Source organism: Paenibacillus sp. 1011MAR3C5 (genome assembly GCF_003591485.1).
Taxonomy (GTDB): domain Bacteria; phylum Bacillota; class Bacilli; order Paenibacillales; family Paenibacillaceae; genus Pristimantibacillus.
In genome coordinates this window covers 15,788-38,399 of record NZ_QZCF01000010.1, presented here as the reverse complement: position 1 = coordinate 38,399, position 22,612 = coordinate 15,788, and the positions used below count along the sequence as shown (strand labels likewise).

Sequence of the window (22,612 nt, the reverse complement as noted above, 5' to 3'; positions counted from 1 at the left end):
AATCGCATAAGAATGAACGTCAACCGCCCCATTCCACAACAGCAGTCAAGGCTGCCGTCGAGGAATGGGGCGGTAGTGTCAATTGGGCTATACGAGTGCGCCTTCCTCCTGCACGATAGCCATAGCTTTATCGAAGTCGTCATCTTCGATGACTATTGTTAGTAGGATATTGCGTCCTGACGTTTCGTTGTCTTCGCCACCAGAGCTCATTCCGCTAGCGCTTACGCTTGTAGATGCTAAAACCCCAGCGTCGGGGTCTGGAAAATCGCCACCTAACGTGAGGCTGGCCAAGCTGTCGAAGTTGCTGGTTAGTGGATTCATGATATGGTCAACACCGTCACCGGTATACCCATCGAACCTGTCTATCGAGCTGTCGACGAGCTTAAGGCTTTTTATTCGATGAAGCGCTTTTTCAGCTTGTTTGGGACTGCGGAAGTAAGCCAGAATATTTTTCTCTGCCATCGCGTAGACTCCTTAAAAAGTAAATGGTTTTCCGGAACAAGCCCGGCAATAGCTTATATATTGCTCGGCTCCATTATGAAGTATACGCAGTCCCAGGATAAGGCCTGCATGAGATCGGGTAAAGAACTCAAGAGCTACACTTGAGTGAAAAATGGCTTTAATTCTGCAAGGTACTAAGGTGATTAGTTGGAGTGAGCATCACGAGTCTTGCATACGTTGAAGTTTCTGTATGATTTTAATTCCTTTGAAAGATAATAAGTTGGGTTACAACCATAAACTTTCGAGGAGGCAACACATGAATAACTTCCAATCCGGCAACGCATCCAGTCAGCTGAATCAAATTGAAGGCATCGTGCAGCAATTGATTCAACAAACACAGCAAGCATCCGCTCAGTATCAACAATTATTGAAACAAGAGCAGGAGAACGCGCAACTCCTTCAACAGATTGCACAGCGCGAGCAGCAAGCGGCACAAACAATTCAAACAGCCCTGCAAGGACATCAGACAGCCGTTCAACAAATGCAGCATATTACAAGCCTGTGCAACCAAATTTCCCACTCGACAGCAACAACTGGCAGCTATGCAGCAAGCACTCAACAACAGCCATACTCGAATTACGGCAGCTCCAGCTACTATCGTCAATAGGTATAGCCTTAAGTTGACTATGATTTAGCAGTCTAAGAAATACGCATCGCAGCAAGTTCCAGCCTACATATGGGACTGACGACCAAGTGAACCCCCAGGATCATGACGATCTGGGGGTTCTTTGCTTGCACTAATGCTGTTCCGAGAGGAGGGGAAGAGGCCTCTCAGCAGGGCCTTCCATAACTTCGCCTGTAATCGAAAATCTGGAGCCGTGGCAGGGGCAGTCCCACGTGCGTTCTCCGTCATTCCATTCCACTTCGCAGCCCATATGGGTGCATGTCGTGTCTACGATGAACAGCTTTCCTTCCTTATCCCGGTAAGCGCCTGCTCTTCGCCCGTGCAAGGTGATGGCTGCCCCTTCATCAGGCTCCAGATCCTCAGGCTTACGGTGAACCATCTCCAGCTTGCCGCCGATGAGGTGTCTGGCGACATCAAAGTTGTCGACGACCAGGTTTTTGAGTGTCTTCACGGAAAGTGATCGGGATGGCGAGAATAGCTCTGCGTACCGATTTTCCTTCTCTTGAATGAGATCGCTGATGATCATCGCGGCAGCCGTTCCGGTGGTCATCCCCCATTTTTTGTAGCCGGTGGCGATATAGATATTAGACTTGGTATCCGCATCGGTTATCGTTCCGATATACGGAAGTTTATCGCCTGTAACGAGGTCTTGTGCCGACCAGCGATAGAGAATCTCCTCCGTCTTGAATTGACGGGAAGCATACTCCTGCAAGGCTTCATAGTGATTAATGGTGCATATGCCCTGGCCGGTCTTATGCTTCTGCCCGCCGATGATGAGGAGAGGCGAGCCGTCCTCTGCGGTTGCGCTTCGAATTGAGCGCTTCGGGTCTTCTGCACTGATATACATGCCGCCTGGATAATCCAGAGTGGATTTTACGCCAAGCGCATAGGAGCGCTCCGCATGCATGCGGGCGAAGAAAAATCCGTATCCGTCGTAAAACGGGAAATGCGAGCAAATCGCCACATGTCTGCATGTAACAGCATGTCCGTCAGCCGTTCGTACAGTGGGCAGCTGCCCTTTTTCAATATCAATGGCCGTTGTGCCTTCGTACAGATGTCCGCCAGCTTCCGTAATTTCGCGAACTAGAGCCTCAAGGTAACGAAGCGGATGGTACTGGGCTTGATCGTTCATCTTCACAGCAGCCTTCGAAGGAAGATTCGTTAGCGGAATTTGCTCCAGATAAGCACCGGGAATGCCGAGTGCATCGTATGCGGCCATCTCGATCTCCAGCTTGCGGACGTAGTCATCCGAGTTGGTGAAAACATAAGCATCTTGTTTCAAAAAACCACAGTCGATCGCATGCTGATTGACTGTGCGTTCAATAAAGCGGAGCGCATCCTGATTTGCCTGAAAATAAAGCGAAGCCTTCTCCTTGCCTTCCTGCTTAATAAGCTCATCGTAGATTAGATCGTGCTGTGCGGTTATTTTCGCTGTCGTATGGCCGGTTGTTCCATGAAGCAGCTTGCCGGCTTCGAGCAATACGACGCTGAGTCCAGCTTTGGCAAGCAAATAAGCGGTTGTAATACCGGAGATGCCCCCTCCAATTACACACACATCGGCTTCTGTATCATGCTGTAGCTTGGTGTAGGCGGGAAGTCCCTTGAGTGATTGGAGCCAGTAGGATTCCGGGTAAGTTGGCAGCGGTGGCAATTTGGCCATCATAATCCCCTTCCTGAAGTAAGTGCTTCCTTCATTCCTTCCCTAAATCCGGCATTCTATTCGGTCATCTTTCTGTGGAAAAAAGAAGAGTTGACTCTTACGTATACTGGAGAGTTTATAATGAGGTCAGAAGGAGGCGAAGCGTATGTATTCCATCGGTCAATTGTCCCAAAGAACCGGCATCTCCATTCGGACGCTGCGCTATTACGATGAACTGGGTTTGCTCAAGCCGGCCAAGGTGGCGGAATCGGGCAACCGTTATTATTCCAATGAGGAGATTCGTCTGCTCCAACATATAACGGCACTCAAGGAGCTTGGCTTCACGCTAGCTTCGATCAAGGAACTTTTGTCCCAGGGCAAAGATTCAGCAGATCAAGAGCAGCGCTGGATGTCCTATCTGGATGTGGAATTGGAGGCGATCGAGCGGGAGCGGGCGAGGCTTGATCATATGGCAAAGCTGCTGCAAACCGCTAAGCATGCTCTTGTGATCAAAGGGGAGTTTGATCCGGAGGATATCTTCTTGTTTATCCGCGCGATACAGTCGCCATCTGAAATCAGGGATCGTTTTTTGGCGCAGCATTTTACCGAAAGAGAGATTGCGATTATTAAAAACCTGCCGGATCTTAGCTCAAAAGACCCGCGCGCGATGAAATGGGCGCAGCTCATACGCACCGTCAAGTTGCATATGGACGAGCCGCCATCATCGGTTGCTACACAACAGCTTGCAGCGGAGATCGTTGAATTGACTATGGAATGGTTCGAGCAGGATGAGATTCTGCTGCAGAAATATTGGACATTGATTCGCCCGGAAGAGGGAATGGACTCGAAGGTGTATGCTCTCGATGCCGGTGTGATGGACCATATCGATCACATTGTCGACTGGTATTTGCTGCATGGGGAAGGAGCGGCTTCAAATGACGGAAAAGATCAATAAACCGATTAGTGAAGGCAAAGCATGGACTTATGTCGTCATTGGCGGCATGCTCGAAATCGTATGGGCAAGCGGCTTTAAGTATGAAGCCATACCCTCATTGGTCGTGCTTATCGCGTTGTTGACTAGTTTCGACCTCATTATTCGGGCTGCCAAAGTGCTCCCGGTCGGTACGGTATATGCAGTATTCGCAGGAATGGGGACGCTCGGCACAACTGTTATGGAGATGATATTATCGGGCGAGGCCATAAATCCGCTGCGAATCGTATTTATTTTGCTGCTGCTAGCCTGCATGATCGGTCTGAAGCTAACGGCGAAAGGAAGTGAGCGCTAATGGACTGGCTTATGCTTATTGCCGCAGGATTATTCGAAATCGCCGGTGTAATCGGCATTAAGCGCGTCGCTCAGAACAATAATTGGACGAACAATCTTATTCTGATCGGCGGATTTATCATCAGCTTTCAGCTATTGATTCAAGCTATGGGGACAATTCCACTGGCGACGGCTTACGCGGTATGGACGGGAATCGGCACGGTCGGAGCGGCAGTCGTCGGCATGATTTTTTTCAAAGAACCGAAGAGCTGGCTCCGAACCGGCTGCATTCTTGGCATTATTTTTTCTGTCGTTGGGTTGAAGCTCGTTAGTTAATGGATACGTATGCGGCAAAAGAATGGTTATCTACGATCCGATCGGTCCCATTGCACCCGGTCGCGCACCTCAACTTGCAAGGTGTCCTCAATGTCGGAGATGCGAAGCATCAGCCGTGACAGATCGTGGAGCGAGAAAGGATGCTCGGCCAGCGCAGCAATGCGCTGGACGTAAGCCCTAAGCGCGGGAAGATGGATGCCGAATACAGATGGATCATCAAGATTGCGGACATAGACATGATCAGGGACTGACAAGGCCATGCTGTCGATGTCGCAATCATCAAACAGAAATTGTTCGAACGGTGCGTCTAGCTGCACATATAACGTACTGTTCCAGTCGAGGCACTCCGTTTTTTCAATCATCAACCACATAGGCAAGGGTTGGCCTGTATCGCCATCCTGTTCGTAGAAGACCGCTTGTCTCATCGCTGGCTGGTCGCTCCTTTCTTTTCATAGGTTTGCCGCTGCAATTGCACGAGCAGCTTGGTTGTCGCCTCCGAGTAGCCGTGCTTGAAGGCGGGTAAAGTAGCCAATCTGGCGCGCAGATTGCGATCCCGTCGCTCTTGGTTCATCCGCCGGGTAATTCGCTCTAGCCGCGCTTCCGCAAACTCAGCAGGCACGCCGAATGCCTCGGCAATTTGACGGTAACAAGAAGGCGGCTGATTTTGAATAGCCATTACATCTCTGAGCATATGAAGGGGCATAGCGCTGTACTGCTGGAATAACCCGGCTTGTGTCTCTTGCAGGCTTACAAAGGAGGGAGGAAGCTCTCTCTGATTGCCGGCATGCAGCGCTGGATGGCACAGCTCATGAAAAAAAGCGAGGCGCTGCTCATAACGATCCATATGTATATTCAAGAATATTAGACAGTCCCCGTCTTCATCATAAATAACCTTGGTCTCACCCTCCGTATAAGCGATGAATGCGTCAAAGAGGGAAGCGATATGATCCAAATCCTCCAAATCCTCGGGAGTCCGAATGCCTCCTTCCTCGAATTTGGCTTGAATCCACAGCTCCATAGCTGTAGGTCGATAGAGTTCAAAGTTCAGAATCTCCATGCCGCTCCTCCTCGTATAAGAATGTATGTTCGCTTATTTACCGAAAAATAAAACCCCTTGGGGTTTATTGACAGCTGCCTCTATTGAGTCGCTGGGTAGGAAACTCGTGCAAGCCGAGAAACTCGGCTTAGAGCGCCTGCGTGGCAGGGAAAGCTGTCTGTAAGCCGAGAAATTCGGCTTAGAGCACCTGCGTGGCAGGGAAAGCTGTCTGTAAGCCGAGAAATTCGGCTTAGAGCACCTGCGGTGGCAGGGAAAGCTGTCTGTAAGCCGAGAAATTCGGCTTAGAGCGTCTGCGTGGCAGGGAAAGCTGTCTGTAAGCCGAGAAATTCGGCTTAGAGCGCCTGCGTGGCAGGGAAAGCTGGTCTGTAAGCCGAGAAATTCGGCTTAGAGCACCTGTGCATCAGGAAAAAAAGTTATAATTCACACATATTTCATTTGTTGGTTTATCTAATTAATCATTTACTCGATTAAGGATTCCCGGTCCCGGCGGCGTTTTTCTTTGAAAGCCCGGAACATCTCCAGCTCGCGCTTCAAATGCTCCGCTTCTTCCTCGTCCATTTCTTCAGGTGGACCGCCTAAGTATGCAATATACACGCCAGATTCAGGCTGAGCGCTTTTTCCGGGTGCCAAGCCTTTTGATGTAGACGAATTTTCAGCTTGTTGAAGTGCCTTTGGATCGGGATTATCGGAAAGATCCAGCAAATAGTCAGCGTTCGTGTGGAGCGCGTCTACTAAAGCTGCTAACGTCTCATGCGGTGGTGCGCTGCGCCCTTGCTCGTAGTTGCTAATCGCGGCCTTTGTCAGGTTAACCTTGTGCGCAAGCTGCTCTTGCGTGAGCTTATGATGCTTTCTGCGTTCCGTTAACCGATCGGCTCTAAACACGATTATCTCTCCTTAAATGTTTTGCAGAAGCAAAACTGGACTAGCTAAACTCTAATAAATTCAGGTACAAGTATATTGTACTATATATCTTCAATTTTTTAAAGAGGATTACAAATTCAATGGTTTTCAAACTTGACATACAAGAATCTTGTACATAAAATAAGGGTTATTAGTACAAGTATCTTGTACAACGGAGGTTGATATCATGATTAGCGGACAAGCAGCACTAGCTTATTTGACAAAGCCTACGGCGGAGGAGAAAAAGCAGGCGCAGCGCATGCTGAGGAAATATAGAGAGCTTAAGTTGATAGTGGAAGATTATAAGGCTCATTCAGAGCTTCTCAAGCAAACGATCTATGAAAGCGAGATTACGCGCAGGTTGGATGGTGATGACCTCTACGCGAACAAGACAGTCAACGCGGTGCAGCTAGCCCAGAACCAAAAGCGGGCTGCCGAGGAATGCGATCTTATACGGAGTGCGATTGAAAGAGCCGTCTCAATGATTCCCGATGAGGAGGCTCGGCAAGCAATTACGCTGCGGTATTTGAAAGGATATACGTATTCAGAAACACTCTATTATATGAAGCGGGGCGACAAGAGCTCCACCGTAGACCGGCGAATGAACGATGGAATGTTGTCCGTAGCGCACACACTGAAGATGTGGGGGCTGCTGACTTGGGATATAAATAGTGAAAGCGATTGAGGCAATGCGTAAGCTTGCTTCTTCAATAGCTGTTGCAGCAGGGATCGATATCTACCGGATATCGATTTTTTTATTTTCATATTGCACCGCTCGTATGAAGGAAAGTTGAGGGTAGATTGGGGAGCACTCGGGGCTGTTCCTATGATAAGCTTTAGTTGTTAAAAAAGCGAACAGACGTTCCTGTTTTATGTAATATCCTAGCTATCTAGTAAAGGCAGTATGGATAAAGCTCAGCGAGAACAGTTGTTATGCATCGACAGAAAGGAGGGCTTGCGCACCATGACCGTTACGGCAAATAGCGTCAGAGAAGATATGATCCGTCTGTTGGCTAATCATTTTCCTCATCTAATCGTCGTAGGCGAATCTTCGCAGGGAACGGTAAATCCGAAATCCATGCTTCTTGAGCTAAAAACGATGTCTCAGACGGCGATGCTAGGCGGTTACAGCAGCCGAACGCATACATTCGGGATCACTTATCCAGTCCCAGCCGGCACAGAAGTCGCTATTGCAGAGCTGCATGATTTGGCGGAGGACTTGTATGAATTGCTTGGGCAAGTGGAGATTGAAGGTACGAGATACCGCATGTCAGATCTGAAGCATGAGGTACGGGAAGGAAAGCTTCATTTTGCCATGCAAATGGTCATGCGAGTGAAGCGAGTGGAGCCGCAAGCGCCAAGAATGGGCGTTATCGAACAGAAGGCGGTGATGATAAAATGAACGGCGAATCCGGAGAGAGCGTGGAGCGAACGTTCACGAAAGATCAATTGCTGCGAGCCAGATGCTGGTCCGCACGGGAAAAAAATTTGCTGGACGCATTGCTTGAAGTCGGATCAACTTTTTCGATCCAACAGGTAAAGCAGCTGGCGCAAACATTTACGAATAGGAGAGTGGAGTAGAATGACCGGAGGAAATTGGACAGCAACAAATAAAGTAAGACCAGGTGTATATGTAAATTTCAATAGCGCACCACAGCCGCTTGGGGCGGTTGGCGAGCGCGGCATCGTGACGATGCCTGTGACGCTTTCTTGGGGTGAAGCGGGGCGTATCGTCACGATCGAGGCAGGCGAAAACACAACAGAGAAACTGGGCTACCCGGTGTCGGCACCGGAACTGCTGCTGGTACGCGAGGCGCTGAAGCGCGCCAAAACATTGCTGCTCTACCGGGTGAACGAAGGCGTGAAGGCATCGGCAACCCTGGGAGAACTCATTGCGACAGCTCGCTATGGCGGCGAGAGAGGCAACGACATTACGGTAGTTGTTGAGGCTAATGCAGATAGCCCAGCATTGTTCGATGTAAGTACGCTCGTTGCAGGCGTGGAGAAGGATCGACAGACGGTAGCTCATATTGCCGGATTGAAGGCCAACGCATGGGTGGAATGGAATGCTTCCGGCGGCTTAACAGAAAGCGCGGGTATCCCGCTGACTGGCGGCTCGAACGACAACGCCGTTAACCAAAGTTATATCGATTACCTTGATGCCATCGAGACGCAGCAATTCCATGCTATGGCGCTTCCTTCGACGGATGCGGAATTGAAGGCTCTATTTGTATCCTTCATCAACAATCTGCGCGACAACGAAGGCCGCAAGGTTGTGCTGGCGGTAGAAAACTACCCGGCAGCCAACTACGAAGGCATTATCAGCGTGAAGAACGGCGTTGTTCTAGCAGACGGCAGAACGGTTAATGCTGCCCAAGCGACAGCATGGGTCGCAGGCGCTTCCGCTGCAGCAGGAGCGAACGAGTCGCTCACTTATGCGGGGTATGACGGTGCGGTAGACGCTTCTCCACGGTTTACGCACACTCAAATCGTTGCAGCTTTGCAAACCGGAGAATTTCTGTTCTCACAGGATGGCGCGCGCGCATTCGTCGAACAGGATATCAATACGTTCACGGCGTTCACGCCGGATAAAGGCCGCTACTTCAGCAAAAATCGGGTCATTCGCGTGCTGGATGCGATCAATAACGATATTTCCCGCGTGTTCAGCTCCTACTATATCGGTAAAGTGGCGAACAATGCCGACGGCCGTACGCTGCTGAAGAATGAAATCGTCAACTACATGACGAACCTGCAAAACATCGGTGCGATTCAAAACCTGGACTCCGATGCGGATATTACCGTAGCGCCTATTGAAGGCCAGTCGGATGGCGTTCTTGTGGGACTCTATATTCAACCGGTAGACGCAGTTGAAAAAATCTATATTTCCGTGGAGGTAAAATAATATGTCATACATGAACGTACAAGACACGATTAGCGGCAAGCAGGCGAAAGCGACAGTCAGCATTGACGGTGTGCTTGAGGAACTGTTTTATGCCAAGACGGGTGAAGCGACGATTGAAAAGACTAAGGCTGACGTGCCTATGCTCGGCAAAACAACTGTGGGTAAGAAGACCGTAGGCTGGACAGGCACTGGTACTTTGACGCTTTATTATGTCACGTCCAAATTCCGTGAGCTGACGAAGGAATACGTGAAGTCGGGCAAGGATTTCTACTTCGACCTTACCATCGTCAACGAGGACCCGGCTTCTAGAGCGGGCAAGCAAACGATTGTGCTTCGCCGCTGCAACCTGGACAGCATTCTACTCATGAAGTTCGACGCTACGGCGGAGGATTCCCTGGAAGAAGAGCTTCCGTTCACATTCGAGGACTTCGACATTCCGGATAAGTTCAACTCGCTTCAGTCCTAAGATTACCTAAATTATTGAGGAGGCCATTATTTTATGAGTACATTGCAAGATTTTCTGAACAGTCACCCCGTGGATAATTTGACGGAGGAGGTTGTGATCTCCGACCGGTTCAAGGGCAAAGACGGCAAGCTGATGAAGTTTACGATCCGTGCGATGAGCGCAGACGATATGGCATCGTATCAGAAACGCGCGATGAAAATCAATCCGAAAAGCAAGGATCGCAAGGTCGAGATCGATTCTGGCGCGATTTCGAAAGCGATTGTGATTAACCATACGGTTGTTCCTAATTTCAAAGACGCTGCAAGCATTCAAAAGCTGGGCTGCTTTGATTCGGACGGTTACTTGCAAAAGGTGCTGCTGGCCGGTGAAATCGAAGAATTGTCGAAGGAGATTCAGCGAATCTCCGGCTACAATATGAACTTCGAGGAGCTTGTAGACGAAGCAAAAAACTAATCCGCGAGGGCGACAGCGATGCTAACTATGCGTACTACGCCCTCATGAAATTCCACATGACGCCTCGCGAATACATGAGCCAGACCCGTGAGGAGAAGGCCTTCATGATTGCCTGCATCCAGGAACGCATCGCAGCGGAGCGGAAGCAGAGTGCGAGGAAAAAGTGATTATTTATATACGGGGGACTGATTCTCTTAATTTAGAGAGCAGTCCCTTGATCGTACCAGAAAGGTGGTGAATCGATGAGTACGACAAAAGCTTTGGCGAGAGGACAAAAGCACATGCTAGGCGTCGTTCGGGGCATGATGGGTTCTATGAACCTCGCTGCTTTGGCCGTGGATAACATGCAGCGTTCGATGGTAATAGCCGAACGCAAGGCAGCAGAACGCATGCAAAGCAGCTTGGGAGCGATGGAACGAGCGGTTACGGCAATGGTTACGCCGTTAGACGAGGCGGCTAAAGGCATAACGGCATTGGCGGAGGCGATTGAAGCAGCTGGCAAGCGAATGATAAGCGTTTCCCAACCGATGGTTACGGCGGGAATTTCCACAGCAATACAGCTTCCGAGTGTAGTTCCCTCGGAGCCTCCTGCACAGGAAGCTAAAGCGGTATCCTTAGAGTCGGAACGAGCCAAACTGGAGGAGAAAATCAAAAAAGAAGTTATCCCCAAATTTGGGGAGTTTATTGAAATGATCGGCTCTAATATACCGGATATCAATACTATTACAGAGACTGAAAAGAAAAAGACAGAAGAAAAGAAGAAGCAAGAAACCGAGATGTCCTCGAGTAAGCAAATAGAAGCTATGCTGAGCAGTCAGGCTGTCGTTTTCGAAGAAATGTCCACGAAACTGTCTGGACTTGCAGTTCTGAATACATCAATTGCCACTAAATTAGGTGAGTGGTTGGATTCCATGCATAAAACGATCCAAAGCGGTCTCAGCAAAGCTAATGATTCCCTAAGCGGCATACTGACCAAGATTTCGAGTATTGTCTCTTCAATTGCCCAGGTTTCTTCAGGGCGTGGCTCTGAAGTAATAGAAGCTCTTCCATACGGCGGGTCTTCCAATCTATTGCCGGTACCTTACGAAAAACCGGAAAACAGCATTGTACTGGCGAAAAAGGCCACTAGCGATTTGCAAACTACCAATGCTATGGCTGCGGCAAATATCATAGAGCATTCTCCAAGCAATACGCTTGCTTTGCCGGCTCCGGCAGCCGAAGCAGCCGAAGCTGCTGCGGCAGAAGCTACGCCAGCGGTTGAAAGCCAAATTCCTAAAATAACAGAATCTGTTGCTCTTCTAAAAGAAAGTCTTACTTCTTTAATGACAGAGAATGCTGCAGTAGCAGGCTTTATGGCGGATAATTGGTCGACTGTTGGACCGATCTATGAAGGTGTGAACAAAGCGGTGAGTGTTTATAACACTCTTCAACAACTGAGCCAGGTATATACTGCACTAACGAATATTGCAATGGGTATCCATAAGACTATTACAGAAGGCGTGGGGAAAGCTTGGAACGGCTTGAACACAGCGATGAAGGCCAATGTGATCTTCCTCATCATTTCACTAGTTGCAGGTTTGGTTATGATGCTGATCAACTTGTGGAAAACGAATGATACTGTAGCGTTGTTTATGTTGAAAGTATGGAATAAAATCCTGAACTTCTGGGATCAGCTTGTTATTTTCTTTTGGACGCTCGTAGATGCTTTATCCGAGCCATTCTTAATGTTTGCCAAGACCATTGGCAAAATAATTGATGGTGTAGTGAACGGCATCATTGATGAAATCAATGGGTTTCTGGATGTTGTCAACTCCGTATTCGGTACAAGCTATCAGATTTCATTCAAGGCGGATATGGAGAGTTTTGTCCAGGATTTGGTAGATAAGGCGCCAGATGAAAAGCAAAAAGCAATAGCCCGCGCAGAATTCAATAAGCAGCAGCGAATTGAGGAGGAAAACAACTTCCTTGCCGAACGTGCAGCTCAGCGTGCAGAACAAGAAATAGCCGCGGAAGAGAAGGCTGTGACTCCATATGAAGATCCAAGCACTCAATTCCAACAAAACGCTGCAGTGTCAGTTGGAGGCGGCCGTCTGGACGAGGTCGGCAAAATCAACGATACCGTCGACATCAGTAGCGAGGATCTGAAGACGATGCGGGAGCTTGCGGAGATGAAGAATATCCAAAACTTCGTTACGCTGCAGCCGTCTGTTAACGTGCAGACCGGTGATATCAAGAACGGCATGGACGTTAGCTCCATGGTTCAAGCGATTACAACGGTTTTGCAAGAGGAGATTTCCGTATCGGCTGAGGGGGTATATCGATGAGCTATCGGATGGAACTAAGCTTTAACAATGGTAAAGAGGTTCTTGATATTCAGGTGCTGCCTGCTTCTATCGAAATCTCAGATGGAGGTAATGGCAGCACGTACGACGTTGTAGGCTTGGGCGAAATTAATGTCATAAAGGCGCGTAAGCTATCCGAATATGCGTTCAGCAGCTTCTTCCCAGCGAAGTTATATCCGTTTATGCTGCCTTCTCACGATGACGATGACAATGAGGAAACGAAGAGTCTTGCTCCAGTTGTTAAAGTCGTGCCGCCAATGGAGCAAGTCCGCAAAATTTCCAGATGGATGGAGAGCAAACGCCCCATCCGTTTTATTTTTCAAGGCGGGCCAACAGCTTCTGATGTTGTCATTAACACACCTGCCACGATTGAGTCCTTCCAGTGGAAGGAAGTAGCTGGTGGCATTGGCGATATTGAATATTCCCTTAAGCTGAAGCACTACCGATTCTACGCAGCGAAAAAAGTTGTTGTACAGAATAATACGGTGGTGCCGAAAGGAGAGCAGCGCCCGGACGATCGAGCCAAGCCGAAGACCTACACGCTGATGGCGGGAGATACGCTTTGGAAAGTAGCGAAGTCGAAACTTGGAGACGGCAATCGTTGGGGCGAGATTCAGAAGCTGAATAACATTAGCGACGCCGAGACGAAGAGACTGCAGGTTGGAAGGGTGCTGAAGCTGCCATGATCCGAGTGCTGATTGACAATAAGAACGGCAATGTATGGGATATTTCCGACATCGTCGGAGACCTCAGCTGGAAGACGAGCCGGATCGGCAAAGCGGGCAGCCTTGATTTTTCGTTAATCAAAGGCGGGCTTTATGAACTGCAGGCCTTTCAGATTCAGAACGGCGATATCGTTCATGTGACCAAGGACGGAAAGCCGGTCTTTTACGGCTATGTCTTCAGTATTGAGGGAGGCAGCTCAGAAGCAGTTAAGGTGAAGGCGTATGACCAAATCCGCTATTTGCTATCCTCGGACACGTTCGTTTTTGAAAATAAAAGGGCTTCTGAAATTATTCGAGAGGTAGCCAACAAGCTGAAGCTGAAAGTCGGACAATTGGCGGAGACGCCTTATGTCATTCCCGAGATGGTAGAGGATGGACAGAAGCTGCTAGATATATGCGACAAGGCATTAACGCTTACACTCATTCATAAAGGGCAAAACTTTGTTCTTTATGATGACTTTGGCTCGCTGACGCTTCGGAATATTGAAGATATGCTAGTTGATTTCTATCTTGGCGAGGGCAGTCTGTTGACGGATTACAGCTTGTCCACATCGATAGATCAAGACACATATAATCGTATTGTTCTCTATCAGGACAATAAGAAGACGGGAAATCGGGAGCTTCATGTGAAGCAGGACAGCAATAATATTGCCAAATGGGGGACGCTTCAGCTCTACCAATCTGTCGATGAGAATAAAAATCAGACGCAAATTGAGGAGCTCCTTGATCAGTTGGCCACCTTGCACAACAGGGAGAGCAAGACGCTTAAGCTGAATGCGATCGGCGACATGCGCGTACGTGCAGGCTGTTATGTGCGGGTATGGATTAAGGAATACGGCGTGAACCAGCCCTTTCTTGTGGATGAGTGCACGCATAAATTCGATAGCGTCGCCCATACGATGGCGCTGGATGTGAAGGTGATTTCATGAGTATGTTAGAGCTGATCAAAAAAGCCGGAGCAGGTGCCGTGGAAGCAAGCAACCCCGTCAATATCCTGTACGGGGAAATTGTATCCGTTCACCCGCTGAGCGTGCGAGTCGATCAACGATTCACGCTGCCGGCGGGTTTTTTAATCCTGACGGAAAGCCTGGCGCTGCGCGGATTGGAGCAAGGGGATCGCGTCCTCCTGCTTCGTATGCAAGGCGGACAGCGTTATGTGGTGCTTGATCGGACGGTGAGCGCATGATTCCTCAAGGAGGTGTGTTAAGCCAGGCGATCGAGGTGGGTGAACAGCCCTCCCGCACATGGAAGCTGGACGTGGATCGCGGTCGGGTGACAGGTATGACAGATGGTATAGATGCCTTGCGGCAAGCCGTCTACAAAATCCTACAAACCGACCGATTCAGGCATCTGATATATAGTACAGATTACGGACATGAACTGAAAAGCTTATTCGGCAGACATCCCTCGATAGCGGCAGCTGAGGCAAGAAGAATGCTTGAAGAAGCGCTGACGCAGGATGACCGCATTGAAGCGGTTGAGGGGATTAGCGCCAGCATGGAAGGCGACCGGATGGTGCTTTCGTTTATTGTAGTCTCCCAATATGGAACGTTTGATGCCGCGATGGAGGTGAGTTAGTTGGACAATGTGCAAACAATGGAAGTGATTTTAGAGCGTATGCTGGATCGCGTCCCGGGCAGCATCGACAAGCGGGAAGGTAGCGTTATTTACGACGCGCTGGCCCCGGCTGCGGCTGAGCTGGCGCAGCTTTATGCGGAGATGGAGCTGCAGCAGCGGCTAGGTTTTGGCGTGACGTCTAGCGGTGTATATCTGGAGCTTCGTACAGCCGATTTTGGCGTAAACAGGCAGCCGGCGACATCAGCTCAACGCAAAGGGCTGTTTTACGGTGAAAGTCAGACTCCGTTAGATATTCCGGTTGGCAGCCGATTCGGAGCAGAAGGAATTAGCTACGTAGCTCGAGAGCGCTTGTCGGCCGGCGTATTCAGACTGGAATGCGAGACGCCTGGAGTGGCAGGGAATCTGTATTATGGCCCATTGCTGCCGCTTGATTTCATTACCGGCTTGGTGAAGGCTGAGCTGTCGGAGGTTATCGTGCATGGCGAGGATATTGAATCCGATGACTCGCTGCGGGCGAGATATTTGCACCGGGTGCGCAACCCGTCAAGCGGCGGCAATGCAGCCGATTATCGAAGCTGGGCACAGGAGGTTCCAGGTGTTGGCGGCGCGAGAGTGTATCCGCTATGGAATGGGCCGGGATCGGTGAAGGTCGTTATTTTCGATAGCCAGATGAAGCCAGCGGCGCCGGTACTGGTCAATACAACGAAGGCCTATATTGATTCGGTAAGGCCGATTGGCGCTGCGATTACCGTCGTATCAGCTGCTGCCAAATCAATTGTGCTTAGAGCCAAAGTGAAGCTGGCAGAGGGCTATGTTTTGCAGGAAGTGACAGAGATGCTTACGTCGTCCGTTCAAGCTTATCTGAGAAGCGTGACGATCGATTCCGATTATGTAAGCATTGCTCAGATCGGAACCATTTTGCTTCGTACGCCAGGCGTAATCGATTATTCCAATTTGACGCTGAACGGAGCGGCAGCGAACGTCGAGCTGGCTTCGGAAGAGCTTCCTGATCTGACAAGCGTACAATTGGAGGTGTAGGCTATGGCTTATCCTGAGGAAATTAATCATTACAATGAAAAGCTGAATAAGAAGCCAGATGGCAGCTTTTACACCATTGAAGAAGTCATTGTACTGGCAGATGGCAAATATGAAGGTCCGCTGGCGCATGACAATATTGCGAATAGCACGATTAGAGCTTATTCAGGCCCGTTGTTGACGGGAACGGCGATTACCGACTTTGTGGTATCCATTCCAGCGGAGACTCCGTGGAAAAGGATGCTGAGGATCTTCTCTGATTCAGAGAGGGTTTATATTACGTATCAGACGCAAGGAGATCAAGTAGAAGCTGACGATATCAATTCAGTACAAGCGGCTATTACGGCAACTCAGACCGAAGTGGAGCGCTACAAGCTTGCGAATGATGCGCTGACGAGCAATTTGAACAGCCGGTTGAGCGCAGGGGAGATCTCCAAGGCAGATAAAACGTATGTGGATACGCATCTGCTGGCCAAAGCAGACAAGGCGTCGACTTACACGAAAAGCGAGACGGACCAGCGCATTCAGCATGTGATTGGAGCGGCTCCGGAAGCGCTCGATACGCTGCAAGAGCTGGCGGATGCTTTGAACAATGATCCAAACTTTGCCGCGACGGTAACAACACAGTTGGCTGGCAAGGTGGATAAAGAATCTGGCAAAGGGCTCTCTTCGGAAGATTACACAACAGCGGAGAAGAGCAAGCTGGCGGGAATTGCGGCGGGCGCCAATAACTATGCGCATCCATCGACGCATCCCCCATCCATCATTGCACAAGATGCGAATAGCCGGTTCGTATCCGATGCGGAGAAGAGTACATGGAATGCCAAGGCGAGCTCAACCGTGGCGACAGCTTCGACGGCTGGACTCTTGTCCGCTGCGGACAAAACCAAGCTTGACGGCATTGCTGCTGGCGCCCAAGTGAATAGCGTATCGAGTGTAGCCGGTAAGACAGGAGCTGTCACGCTGACGAAGGCTGATGTCGGCCTCGGAAGTGTTGAGAATTATGGCATTGCCTCGCAAGCGCAGGCTGAAGCTGGAGCAGCTGCCAACGTGTATATGACACCTGAGAGGACGGCACAAGCTATTGCCGTAAAACTGAGTGGTACCGGCAATGGAGATATGCTAAGGTCCGTGTACGATAGTAATGACGACGGAAAAGTGAATGCAGCCGATGCAGCAGACACGGTTCCTTGGGCTGGGGTGACGGGGAAACCATCCACATTCCCGTCTGCAGCACACCAGCATAGCGCAGCGGATATATCAGCAGGCATACTTGCCGCGGCGCGGTTGCCGGCGGCTTCTGTCAGCGCGCCTGGAATCGTACAGTTATCCGCCGCTGTTAACAGCACCAGTACTACAACTGCTGCTACAGCCAGCGCAGTTAAGATCGCCTATGATTTGGCGGCTAGCAAGCTCTCTAAAGGTGTCACATGGAGCCAATTGCGGGGTGATGCCTAATGGTATATGGAGAATCACAGCTAGGGCTTCGACCCTATGGCAGTTCATTGAACGCTGCTGAACAGCCAGATAACAAGAAGGTGCAGCTTATCGAGTATTTGCCTCATTACTGGCGCCAAATCCGCGACATGGAGGAGCTCCAAGCTACACTATCGGAAGAAGTTGGACAAGCTTGGGCGAACAATACTGATGCAATGAGACAGTGGTTTGTATCGACAACAACATGGGGGCTTGACGACTGGGAGAAGGAACTGGGTTTGTCAGCAGACATTTCAATGACGCCGGAGTGGCGCCGTGAGATTATCATCGCCAAGCTGCGCGGGCATGGCACGCTGACAAAGCAAAAGCTGATCGATATCGCCTCTGCCTTTTCCGGCGGTGAAGTCGACGTAAAGGAGTACCCTTCAGAAAAACGTTTTATCATACAGTTTATCGGCGTGCTTGGCGTACCGGCCAATATGGCAGGTTTCGTACAGACGCTGGAGGCGATTAAGCCTGCACATCTTTCAGTATCATTTGTATACACATTTACAACTTGGGATATGGTGTCTGGCTTGAATTGGCAGCAAGCGGGCACGCGAACCTGGAATCAATTAAGAACCTACGGAGGTGAGTGATCGATGCAATTAACACCGAATTTGAAATTGAAGAAGCCGGAAGGAACAGACAACGTCAACATTGATGACTTTAACGGAAATGCAGATATTCTCGATACCGCGATTACAGGGAAGGTCGATAAAGTCACAGGAAAGGGATTATCTACGGAGGATTATACACCAGCCGAGAAGTCTAAGCTTACTGGTATTGCAGCGGGGGCGAACAACTATGTTCATCCCGCCTCGCATCCGGCTTCTATGATCACACAAGACGCAAGCAACCGATTTGTAACGGATGCAGAGAAAACTGTTTGGAATGCGAAGGCTAGTACATCTTCCGCTACCGGGTCTGCCGCAGGACTTATGTCAGCAGCGGATAAGAGCAAGCTCGACGGTATTGCGGCAGGAGCTCAAGTGAATAAAGTAACGAGCGTAGCAGGTAAGACAGGCGCAGTAGTTTTGACGAAAGGCGATGTTGGATTAGGAAGTGTTGATAACATCCAGCAAGCATCACTGGCCACATATAATGCTCATTTGGCCGACTATATCCGTCAACCGGGCTATGGGATAACTGCTGGTTCGGGGACGGTATATGCCATAACATTAACACCTGCGATGACTGCTTATACGGATGGGGTTTCCGTTGCTATTAAAACGCATGTCACTAACACAGGGGCTGCTACTTTAAATGTCAATAACCTAGGAGCCAAGTCAATTCTCGATTCAAGTGGGGCGAGTCTAACGTCCGGTAGACTAATAGCTAATGGAATATACACTCTTAGATATAACGGTACGGCTTTTATATTACAGGGTGAAGGGGGTGGTTTACAAATAGCATCCGGAACACTTTCAATTAGTTCAACGACATTGAGTTTTTATAAAGGTGATTCAAGTAGAGTTCCATTAAATTATGTCGAGACTGAATTGCCGTTTAATCCAAGATATATATATATATGGGGCAGAAATCCTTCTATAGGAAATGGTAATTATACATTTTTTAATAGAGATAACGTTATTGGTGGTGTATCAATTGCACCGGTAGTCGCTATTTCCTCTCCACAAATTTATTACATTCAGTGGGATGGAAACTATATTTGTCATGCGCAAAATGGGTTTAGAATGCCCGTTGTTTCTCTTAACGGAGTCACTAGTATGAAGTATGTAGCGTTAGAATAATAGCTTTATCCTCTGAAATGGTGTATTTAATTGATAATTGTGAAACCAAAGTTTACTGATAAGAGATTTTAAACAAGGTTTCATTAATGGAGGGAGAGCTATGCCAAATAATGCAGGTGAAATGTTATCGGAGATTCGTGAGCGGATTGTACGTGTCGAGACGAAGATCGATGTGATGACGGAGACGAAAGAAACGGCCATGGTCGCAGCCAAGAACGCTGCAGAAGCGCTGCAGAGCGTAAAGGCGGCGCACCATATTATTAATGACGTACAAGATAACCAAAAATGGCTATGGAGAACGGTGATTGGCGGTATTGTAGCAGCAGTCGTTTCCTTCTTTTTTCGGGGCTTGTAGTACGCTTAAGGAAGGAGAAACCACATGAAACCCATAGGAGTTCTTAAACCCGAACTCATCATCGACCCCGGTCACGGGGGGAGCGACCCGGGGGCGAGCGGGAACGGAATTGTCGAGAAGGCGATGAATCTGGATATCTCGCTGTATCAGTTCCAGCGCTTCAAGGAGCTTGGAATTAAAGTGGCGCTGACCCGCAATTCGGACATCACATTAGCGTCCTCGGTTCGGACTGAGCTGGTCAAGAACAGCGGGGCCAAATATTGCATCAGCAACCACATCAATGCGGCGCCATCGAGCGCCGCTGCCGGTGCGGAGACGATCTATAGCGTCTATTCGGATGGGAAACTGGCCAATACATTGCTTAATGCCCTTAAAGATGCAGGCCAGCCATCCCGCAGGGCGTTCTCCCGGTCTAATGAATCGGGCGGGGACTATTACTTTATGCACCGATTGACCGGAGATGTAGCAACGGTCATCGTCGAATATGGTTTTTGCACGAATTCAACCGATGCGGACAGGCTGAGACAGCATTGGAAGAAGTATGCTGAAGCTGTTGTGGAAGGGTATTGCCGATTTGCCGGCCATCCGTACAGTCCGCCCAAGACCGCTCCAGTCAAGACTGGTCCGAGTCTACCTGCGGAACCGTCACAGACAGAAGGTTTTACCGATATTCAAGGACACTGGGCGGAGGCGTCGATTCGCAAAGCAAGCCTGGCTGGACTGCTGAATGGCGTAACGCCTGGGCGTTTTGCACCGGAGGAGCCGTTGACACGGGCACAGGCTGCAGTGCTGCTGGATCGGCTGGGCCTGCTGGAGAAAGGAGGTATCGCATATGATTAACGAGTTTATCCAATATGTAACCGAAGAAGCACTGGTCTTGATGCCGGTGCTTTTTATTATGGGGCTGCTTCTTAAGAATACGCCCAGGGTTCCTAATTGGACGATTCCGTGGGCGCTTCTTGCCATCGGCATGACTGGAGGTATTGTCATCGTAGGTTCTCCCGTTCAAGGAATCATTCAAGGTGTCCTGGTAACAGGAGCTACGGTATTAACCCATCAATTGGTCAAGCAAACGACCGATAAGTAAGGGAGGTCAGTAGCCGCAAGGGGTACACCCAAAGTTCAATTCGCTCGCTTTCACCCTTGAATTTCAAATCGACTATGATTTATATCTGGATCTTATTGATGTTACTGTTAATCGGCCTGTAGTGCCAACAGAGGCGGATGAATGAAGAACAGTTGATATAGGCTTCTCGTTGTCGACATTCGCAATAGGTTTCTTAAGCTCTCCGGGAATCGGGAGCATCCCGTTTTATAAGATATACCGATTCACAAGCAGACGAATTAGTTCGTATCGTACCATAAAAAAACTTTTACCCCGAGTCAGTCCCACAAATCCACACAACCAAAAGCCCTCCAAGGAGAAGGCCGGATAGGCTGCCGCATACAGGTTCTTTCCACAAGAACCGAGCAAGCGGTTAACGGCGTACCGTCCTTTTTCCCTCAGAGGGCTCTTTTTTATGAGTAAAAATCACACCTAACGTTATGATAGCTAACGCCTCTTTTTGACAAAAATGTTCACCAATGATTAATACAGGGAGCGAAAAAGGATAAAACAACGAGCATTTGTATAAAAAAGGACTATTGTTATCGTTTTCTTACTTTTAAATCCGATTTTACAGATGAATTCCGTTGGGATAGGGTATTAGAACAAACAAAAACAATTATTGGTTACAAGGGAAAACACTTCTTGATATAGGCTGAACTTGGCTCGAGCTGGCAATTGCCCAGTCTAACCTTCCTAATGACATAAAGTCCCGTAACCAGGAAGGAGTGAATGTCCATGTATTATGTGCTTTATCTGACGACGGCTAGCTTTCTTTTGTTTCAAGTGCTGTACACGGTGATCCCTCTCCTGTATAGCAAGGTGAAGAAGCTCGATCCCGCATTGGACGAAAAATCTCTGTCTGTCCTTGTGCCGGCTTACAACGAAGAGAGGACGATTCAGAATTGCCTGGACGCAATGGACGGCCTGAATTATCGCAATCACGAGATCATTATCGTGAACGACGGCTCCAAGGACCGCACATTCGAGCGGCTGCAGGAGCTGTTAGATTTGCGCATCAATTACCGCAAGCCGAATCATCGGCTAAAGTATAAGCGGGTCAGGGGCTTTTACCAGTCTGAACTCTACCCGCATATTTACGTGATTGATAAGCTGAATGGCGGCAAGGCGGATTCCCTGAACGCGGGAATCGACTATGCGGATGGCGAGATTGTCATTACGCTGGATGCCGACAGCATGCTGGAGGCCAATTCGCTTAAGTATGTGAATCAATACTTCCACGATCCATCCATTGTCGCGCTGGGCGGCACGGTCAAGATCGTGCAAGGAGCGAAGCGCAAGGACGGCGAAATCCACGAGAGCTTTACAGGCAAGGGCATCGTGCGCAGCCAAATGATCAGCTACATCCATAGTTTCTACGTACGGAAGCTGACTCAATCCTATTTCAACTCCATTGTCGTAATTTCCGGTGCATTCGGCGCGTTCTACAAGGAGCTGATGTATGAGGTGAACGGCTTCCGCAGCACAGTCGGCGAGGATATCGACATCACGCTCAAAATTCACGAATATATCAAAGCGAATAAGCTGAAACAGAGGCTCGTCTATGCGCCTGAAGCGGTTTGCTTCACCGAATGCCCGGAAGATATGAAGAACTTCTACAAGCAGCGTATCCGCTGGCAAAAGGCGTTCGTAGACTGTATTCTCATTTATTGGTCGAAGCTCTCTCGCAGCTTTAAGCCGGGCATCAGCGTCTTTTTTGCCATCGACGGTTTTATTCTGGGAACGCTGACGGTATTTACGACAGTGTTTCATTTGATCGATGCGGCGTTCTCCGGCAGCAATATGCTCATCGCTTTCCTGCTGCTCATCATTACCATTTTCATTAACGCCGTACAGCTCGGTATTTCTTTTCTTCTCTGCAGGAAGTACGGCGGCCACTTCACACTATGGGAGTATGTCAAAATGCTGGCGTTCAGTCAGTACGATCTCATCTCCTACAGACTGGTGCTCATGTACATCAATGTAATCGGCACATTCAAATATTTCGATAACGACAACGGCTGGGGCTTTGTCGAGCGCAAGGGCGTCGCATCAATAGGACGCAATACGTCGGCAAGCGCCAGATAACAGATACCGGA

General features: G+C 49.2%; 28 protein-coding genes. 23 read left to right on the top strand and 5 right to left on the bottom strand.

From position 1 onward, the window contains the following. Positions 1–87 precede the first annotated feature (87 nt). A complete protein-coding gene (locus D3P07_RS23255; protein ID WP_119802795.1) occupies positions 88–462 on the bottom strand; it encodes a hypothetical protein in 375 nt (124 codons plus the stop codon). A 295-nt stretch (positions 463–757) separates the two neighbouring features. Between D3P07_RS23255 and D3P07_RS23250 the strand changes: the two genes are divergently transcribed. Next, entirely contained in the window at positions 758–1,108 is a 351-nt protein-coding gene (locus tag D3P07_RS23250) for a hypothetical protein (RefSeq protein ID WP_119802793.1), read from the top strand. A gap of 130 nt (positions 1,109–1,238) precedes the next feature. On the opposite strand, the gene D3P07_RS23245 is transcribed toward D3P07_RS23250, so the two are convergent. Beyond that, complete coding sequence (locus tag D3P07_RS23245; RefSeq protein WP_119802791.1) at positions 1,239–2,786, bottom strand: FAD-dependent oxidoreductase; 1,548 nt, start codon at positions 2,784–2,786, stop codon at positions 1,239–1,241. Positions 2,787–2,931: 145 nt separating this feature from the next. Here D3P07_RS23245 and D3P07_RS23240 point away from each other — a divergent pair, with 145 nt between their 5' ends. Genes D3P07_RS23240 through D3P07_RS23230 form a run of 3 tightly spaced genes read left to right on the top strand, consistent with a single transcriptional unit; the run spans position 2,932 to position 4,365 of the window. Further along, positions 2,932–3,720, top strand: coding sequence for a MerR family transcriptional regulator (locus D3P07_RS23240; protein WP_119802789.1), 789 nt, complete (start codon positions 2,932–2,934; stop codon positions 3,718–3,720). Further along, entirely contained in the window at positions 3,701–4,051 is a 351-nt protein-coding gene (locus D3P07_RS23235; protein ID WP_119802787.1) for a DMT family transporter, read from the top strand. The genes D3P07_RS23240 and D3P07_RS23235 overlap by 20 nt, the downstream gene beginning before the upstream one ends. Further along, entirely contained in the window at positions 4,051–4,365 is a 315-nt protein-coding gene (locus tag D3P07_RS23230; RefSeq protein ID WP_119802785.1) for a DMT family transporter, read from the top strand. Before D3P07_RS23235 ends, D3P07_RS23230 begins: the two co-directional genes overlap by 1 nt. Before the next feature lie 26 nt (positions 4,366–4,391). Here the strand turns inward: D3P07_RS23230 and D3P07_RS23225 are convergent, their stop codons facing one another. From D3P07_RS23225 to D3P07_RS23215, 3 genes are all read right to left on the bottom strand, one after another. Continuing rightward, positions 4,392–4,790: a hypothetical protein gene (locus D3P07_RS23225; RefSeq protein ID WP_119802783.1), complete on the bottom strand. Its 399-nt coding sequence runs from the start codon at positions 4,788–4,790 to the stop codon at positions 4,392–4,394. Further along, on the bottom strand, positions 4,787–5,422 hold the full coding sequence (locus D3P07_RS23220; RefSeq protein ID WP_119802781.1) for an ImmA/IrrE family metallo-endopeptidase: 636 nt from the start codon (positions 5,420–5,422) through the stop codon (positions 4,787–4,789). Before D3P07_RS23220 ends, D3P07_RS23225 begins: the two co-directional genes overlap by 4 nt. 459 nt (positions 5,423–5,881) lie before the next feature. Beyond that, positions 5,882–6,304: a helix-turn-helix domain-containing protein gene (locus tag D3P07_RS23215; protein WP_119802779.1), complete on the bottom strand. Its 423-nt coding sequence runs from the start codon at positions 6,302–6,304 to the stop codon at positions 5,882–5,884. Between the two features lie 205 nt (positions 6,305–6,509). Between D3P07_RS23215 and D3P07_RS23210 the strand changes: the two genes are divergently transcribed. The 19 genes from D3P07_RS23210 to D3P07_RS23115 all read left to right on the top strand — a co-directional run bounded on the left by D3P07_RS23210 (position 6,510) and on the right by D3P07_RS23115 (position 22,601). After that, a complete protein-coding gene (locus D3P07_RS23210) occupies positions 6,510–7,007 on the top strand; it encodes a hypothetical protein (protein WP_119802777.1) in 498 nt (165 codons plus the stop codon). 279 nt (positions 7,008–7,286) lie between these two features. Next, on the top strand, positions 7,287–7,724 hold the full coding sequence (locus D3P07_RS23205; RefSeq protein ID WP_119802775.1) for a phage tail terminator family protein: 438 nt from the start codon (positions 7,287–7,289) through the stop codon (positions 7,722–7,724). Next, on the top strand, positions 7,721–7,903 hold the full coding sequence (locus tag D3P07_RS23200) for a hypothetical protein (RefSeq protein ID WP_119802773.1): 183 nt from the start codon (positions 7,721–7,723) through the stop codon (positions 7,901–7,903). The genes D3P07_RS23205 and D3P07_RS23200 overlap by 4 nt, the downstream gene beginning before the upstream one ends. Before the next feature lies 1 nt (position 7,904). Further along, on the top strand, positions 7,905–9,224 hold the full coding sequence (locus tag D3P07_RS23195) for a phage tail sheath family protein (RefSeq protein ID WP_119802771.1): 1,320 nt from the start codon (positions 7,905–7,907) through the stop codon (positions 9,222–9,224). Between the two features lies 1 nt (position 9,225). Then, positions 9,226–9,690: a phage tail tube protein gene (locus D3P07_RS23190; protein ID WP_119802769.1), complete on the top strand. Its 465-nt coding sequence runs from the start codon at positions 9,226–9,228 to the stop codon at positions 9,688–9,690. A 33-nt stretch (positions 9,691–9,723) separates the two neighbouring features. Beyond that, complete coding sequence (locus tag D3P07_RS23185; protein ID WP_119802767.1) at positions 9,724–10,143, top strand: phage tail assembly chaperone; 420 nt, start codon at positions 9,724–9,726, stop codon at positions 10,141–10,143. 242 nt (positions 10,144–10,385) lie between these two features. Continuing rightward, positions 10,386–12,467, top strand: coding sequence for a hypothetical protein (locus D3P07_RS23180; RefSeq protein ID WP_119802765.1), 2,082 nt, complete (start codon positions 10,386–10,388; stop codon positions 12,465–12,467). After that, positions 12,464–13,171, top strand: coding sequence for a LysM peptidoglycan-binding domain-containing protein (locus D3P07_RS23175; protein WP_119802763.1), 708 nt, complete (start codon positions 12,464–12,466; stop codon positions 13,169–13,171). The genes D3P07_RS23180 and D3P07_RS23175 overlap by 4 nt, the downstream gene beginning before the upstream one ends. Beyond that, on the top strand, positions 13,168–14,139 hold the full coding sequence (locus D3P07_RS23170; RefSeq protein ID WP_119802761.1) for an XkdQ/YqbQ family protein: 972 nt from the start codon (positions 13,168–13,170) through the stop codon (positions 14,137–14,139). Before D3P07_RS23175 ends, D3P07_RS23170 begins: the two co-directional genes overlap by 4 nt. Beyond that, positions 14,136–14,396 (top strand): DUF2577 domain-containing protein, encoded by a 261-nt coding sequence (locus D3P07_RS23165; RefSeq protein ID WP_119802759.1) that lies wholly within the window; start codon positions 14,136–14,138, stop codon positions 14,394–14,396. Before D3P07_RS23170 ends, D3P07_RS23165 begins: the two co-directional genes overlap by 4 nt. After that, on the top strand, positions 14,393–14,788 hold the full coding sequence (locus tag D3P07_RS23160; protein ID WP_119802757.1) for a DUF2634 domain-containing protein: 396 nt from the start codon (positions 14,393–14,395) through the stop codon (positions 14,786–14,788). The genes D3P07_RS23165 and D3P07_RS23160 overlap by 4 nt, the downstream gene beginning before the upstream one ends. Positions 14,789–14,797: 9 nt before the next feature. Continuing rightward, the gene (locus tag D3P07_RS23155; RefSeq protein ID WP_259391671.1) at positions 14,798–15,826 is read left to right on the top strand and encodes a baseplate J/gp47 family protein; all 1,029 of its coding nucleotides are present in this window, start codon (positions 14,798–14,800) and stop codon (positions 15,824–15,826) included. 3 nt (positions 15,827–15,829) lie between these two features. Beyond that, positions 15,830–17,281 (top strand): tail fiber protein, encoded by a 1,452-nt coding sequence (locus D3P07_RS27695; protein ID WP_259391658.1) that lies wholly within the window; start codon positions 15,830–15,832, stop codon positions 17,279–17,281. Continuing rightward, entirely contained in the window at positions 17,281–17,898 is a 618-nt protein-coding gene (locus D3P07_RS23140) for a putative phage tail protein (RefSeq protein ID WP_119802753.1), read from the top strand. Before D3P07_RS27695 ends, D3P07_RS23140 begins: the two co-directional genes overlap by 1 nt. A 3-nt stretch (positions 17,899–17,901) precedes the next feature. Next, on the top strand, positions 17,902–19,053 hold the full coding sequence (locus tag D3P07_RS23135) for a hypothetical protein (protein ID WP_119802751.1): 1,152 nt from the start codon (positions 17,902–17,904) through the stop codon (positions 19,051–19,053). Positions 19,054–19,153: 100 nt separating this feature from the next. Then, complete coding sequence (locus D3P07_RS23130; RefSeq protein ID WP_119802749.1) at positions 19,154–19,408, top strand: hemolysin XhlA family protein; 255 nt, start codon at positions 19,154–19,156, stop codon at positions 19,406–19,408. Between the two features lie 24 nt (positions 19,409–19,432). Then, positions 19,433–20,248 (top strand): N-acetylmuramoyl-L-alanine amidase, encoded by an 816-nt coding sequence (locus D3P07_RS23125; protein ID WP_119802747.1) that lies wholly within the window; start codon positions 19,433–19,435, stop codon positions 20,246–20,248. After that, positions 20,241–20,495: a phage holin family protein gene (locus tag D3P07_RS23120; protein ID WP_119802745.1), complete on the top strand. Its 255-nt coding sequence runs from the start codon at positions 20,241–20,243 to the stop codon at positions 20,493–20,495. The genes D3P07_RS23125 and D3P07_RS23120 overlap by 8 nt, the downstream gene beginning before the upstream one ends. Positions 20,496–21,251: 756 nt before the next feature. Further along, complete coding sequence (locus D3P07_RS23115) at positions 21,252–22,601, top strand: glycosyltransferase family 2 protein (RefSeq protein WP_119802743.1); 1,350 nt, start codon at positions 21,252–21,254, stop codon at positions 22,599–22,601. Positions 22,602–22,612: the final 11 nt, after the last annotated feature.

Coding starts and splice junctions, on each gene's coding strand:
- D3P07_RS23250 (WP_119802793.1), top strand. CDS start 758: ATGAATAACTTCCAATCCGGCAACGCATCCAGTCAGCTGAATCAAATT.
- D3P07_RS23190 (WP_119802769.1), top strand. CDS start 9,226: ATGTCATACATGAACGTACAAGACACGATTAGCGGCAAGCAGGCGAAA.
- D3P07_RS23165 (WP_119802759.1), top strand. CDS start 14,136: ATGAGTATGTTAGAGCTGATCAAAAAAGCCGGAGCAGGTGCCGTGGAA.
- D3P07_RS23135 (WP_119802751.1), top strand. CDS start 17,902: ATGCAATTAACACCGAATTTGAAATTGAAGAAGCCGGAAGGAACAGAC.
- D3P07_RS23175 (WP_119802763.1), top strand. CDS start 12,464: ATGAGCTATCGGATGGAACTAAGCTTTAACAATGGTAAAGAGGTTCTT.
- D3P07_RS23160 (WP_119802757.1), top strand. CDS start 14,393: ATGATTCCTCAAGGAGGTGTGTTAAGCCAGGCGATCGAGGTGGGTGAA.
- D3P07_RS23180 (WP_119802765.1), top strand. CDS start 10,386: ATGAGTACGACAAAAGCTTTGGCGAGAGGACAAAAGCACATGCTAGGC.
- D3P07_RS23225 (WP_119802783.1), bottom strand. CDS start 4,790: ATGAGACAAGCGGTCTTCTACGAACAGGATGGCGATACAGGCCAACCC.
- D3P07_RS23120 (WP_119802745.1), top strand. CDS start 20,241: ATGATTAACGAGTTTATCCAATATGTAACCGAAGAAGCACTGGTCTTG.
- D3P07_RS23115 (WP_119802743.1), top strand. CDS start 21,252: ATGTATTATGTGCTTTATCTGACGACGGCTAGCTTTCTTTTGTTTCAA.
- D3P07_RS23205 (WP_119802775.1), top strand. CDS start 7,287: ATGACCGTTACGGCAAATAGCGTCAGAGAAGATATGATCCGTCTGTTG.
- D3P07_RS23255 (WP_119802795.1), bottom strand. CDS start 462: ATGGCAGAGAAAAATATTCTGGCTTACTTCCGCAGTCCCAAACAAGCT.
- D3P07_RS23220 (WP_119802781.1), bottom strand. CDS start 5,422: ATGGAGATTCTGAACTTTGAACTCTATCGACCTACAGCTATGGAGCTG.
- D3P07_RS23195 (WP_119802771.1), top strand. CDS start 7,905: ATGACCGGAGGAAATTGGACAGCAACAAATAAAGTAAGACCAGGTGTA.
- D3P07_RS23230 (WP_119802785.1), top strand. CDS start 4,051: ATGGACTGGCTTATGCTTATTGCCGCAGGATTATTCGAAATCGCCGGT.
- D3P07_RS23130 (WP_119802749.1), top strand. CDS start 19,154: ATGCCAAATAATGCAGGTGAAATGTTATCGGAGATTCGTGAGCGGATT.
- D3P07_RS23170 (WP_119802761.1), top strand. CDS start 13,168: ATGATCCGAGTGCTGATTGACAATAAGAACGGCAATGTATGGGATATT.
- D3P07_RS27695 (WP_259391658.1), top strand. CDS start 15,830: ATGGCTTATCCTGAGGAAATTAATCATTACAATGAAAAGCTGAATAAG.
- D3P07_RS23240 (WP_119802789.1), top strand. CDS start 2,932: ATGTATTCCATCGGTCAATTGTCCCAAAGAACCGGCATCTCCATTCGG.
- D3P07_RS23125 (WP_119802747.1), top strand. CDS start 19,433: ATGAAACCCATAGGAGTTCTTAAACCCGAACTCATCATCGACCCCGGT.
- D3P07_RS23210 (WP_119802777.1), top strand. CDS start 6,510: ATGATTAGCGGACAAGCAGCACTAGCTTATTTGACAAAGCCTACGGCG.
- D3P07_RS23235 (WP_119802787.1), top strand. CDS start 3,701: ATGACGGAAAAGATCAATAAACCGATTAGTGAAGGCAAAGCATGGACT.
- D3P07_RS23140 (WP_119802753.1), top strand. CDS start 17,281: ATGGTATATGGAGAATCACAGCTAGGGCTTCGACCCTATGGCAGTTCA.
- D3P07_RS23185 (WP_119802767.1), top strand. CDS start 9,724: ATGAGTACATTGCAAGATTTTCTGAACAGTCACCCCGTGGATAATTTG.
- D3P07_RS23200 (WP_119802773.1), top strand. CDS start 7,721: ATGAACGGCGAATCCGGAGAGAGCGTGGAGCGAACGTTCACGAAAGAT.
- D3P07_RS23245 (WP_119802791.1), bottom strand. CDS start 2,786: ATGGCCAAATTGCCACCGCTGCCAACTTACCCGGAATCCTACTGGCTC.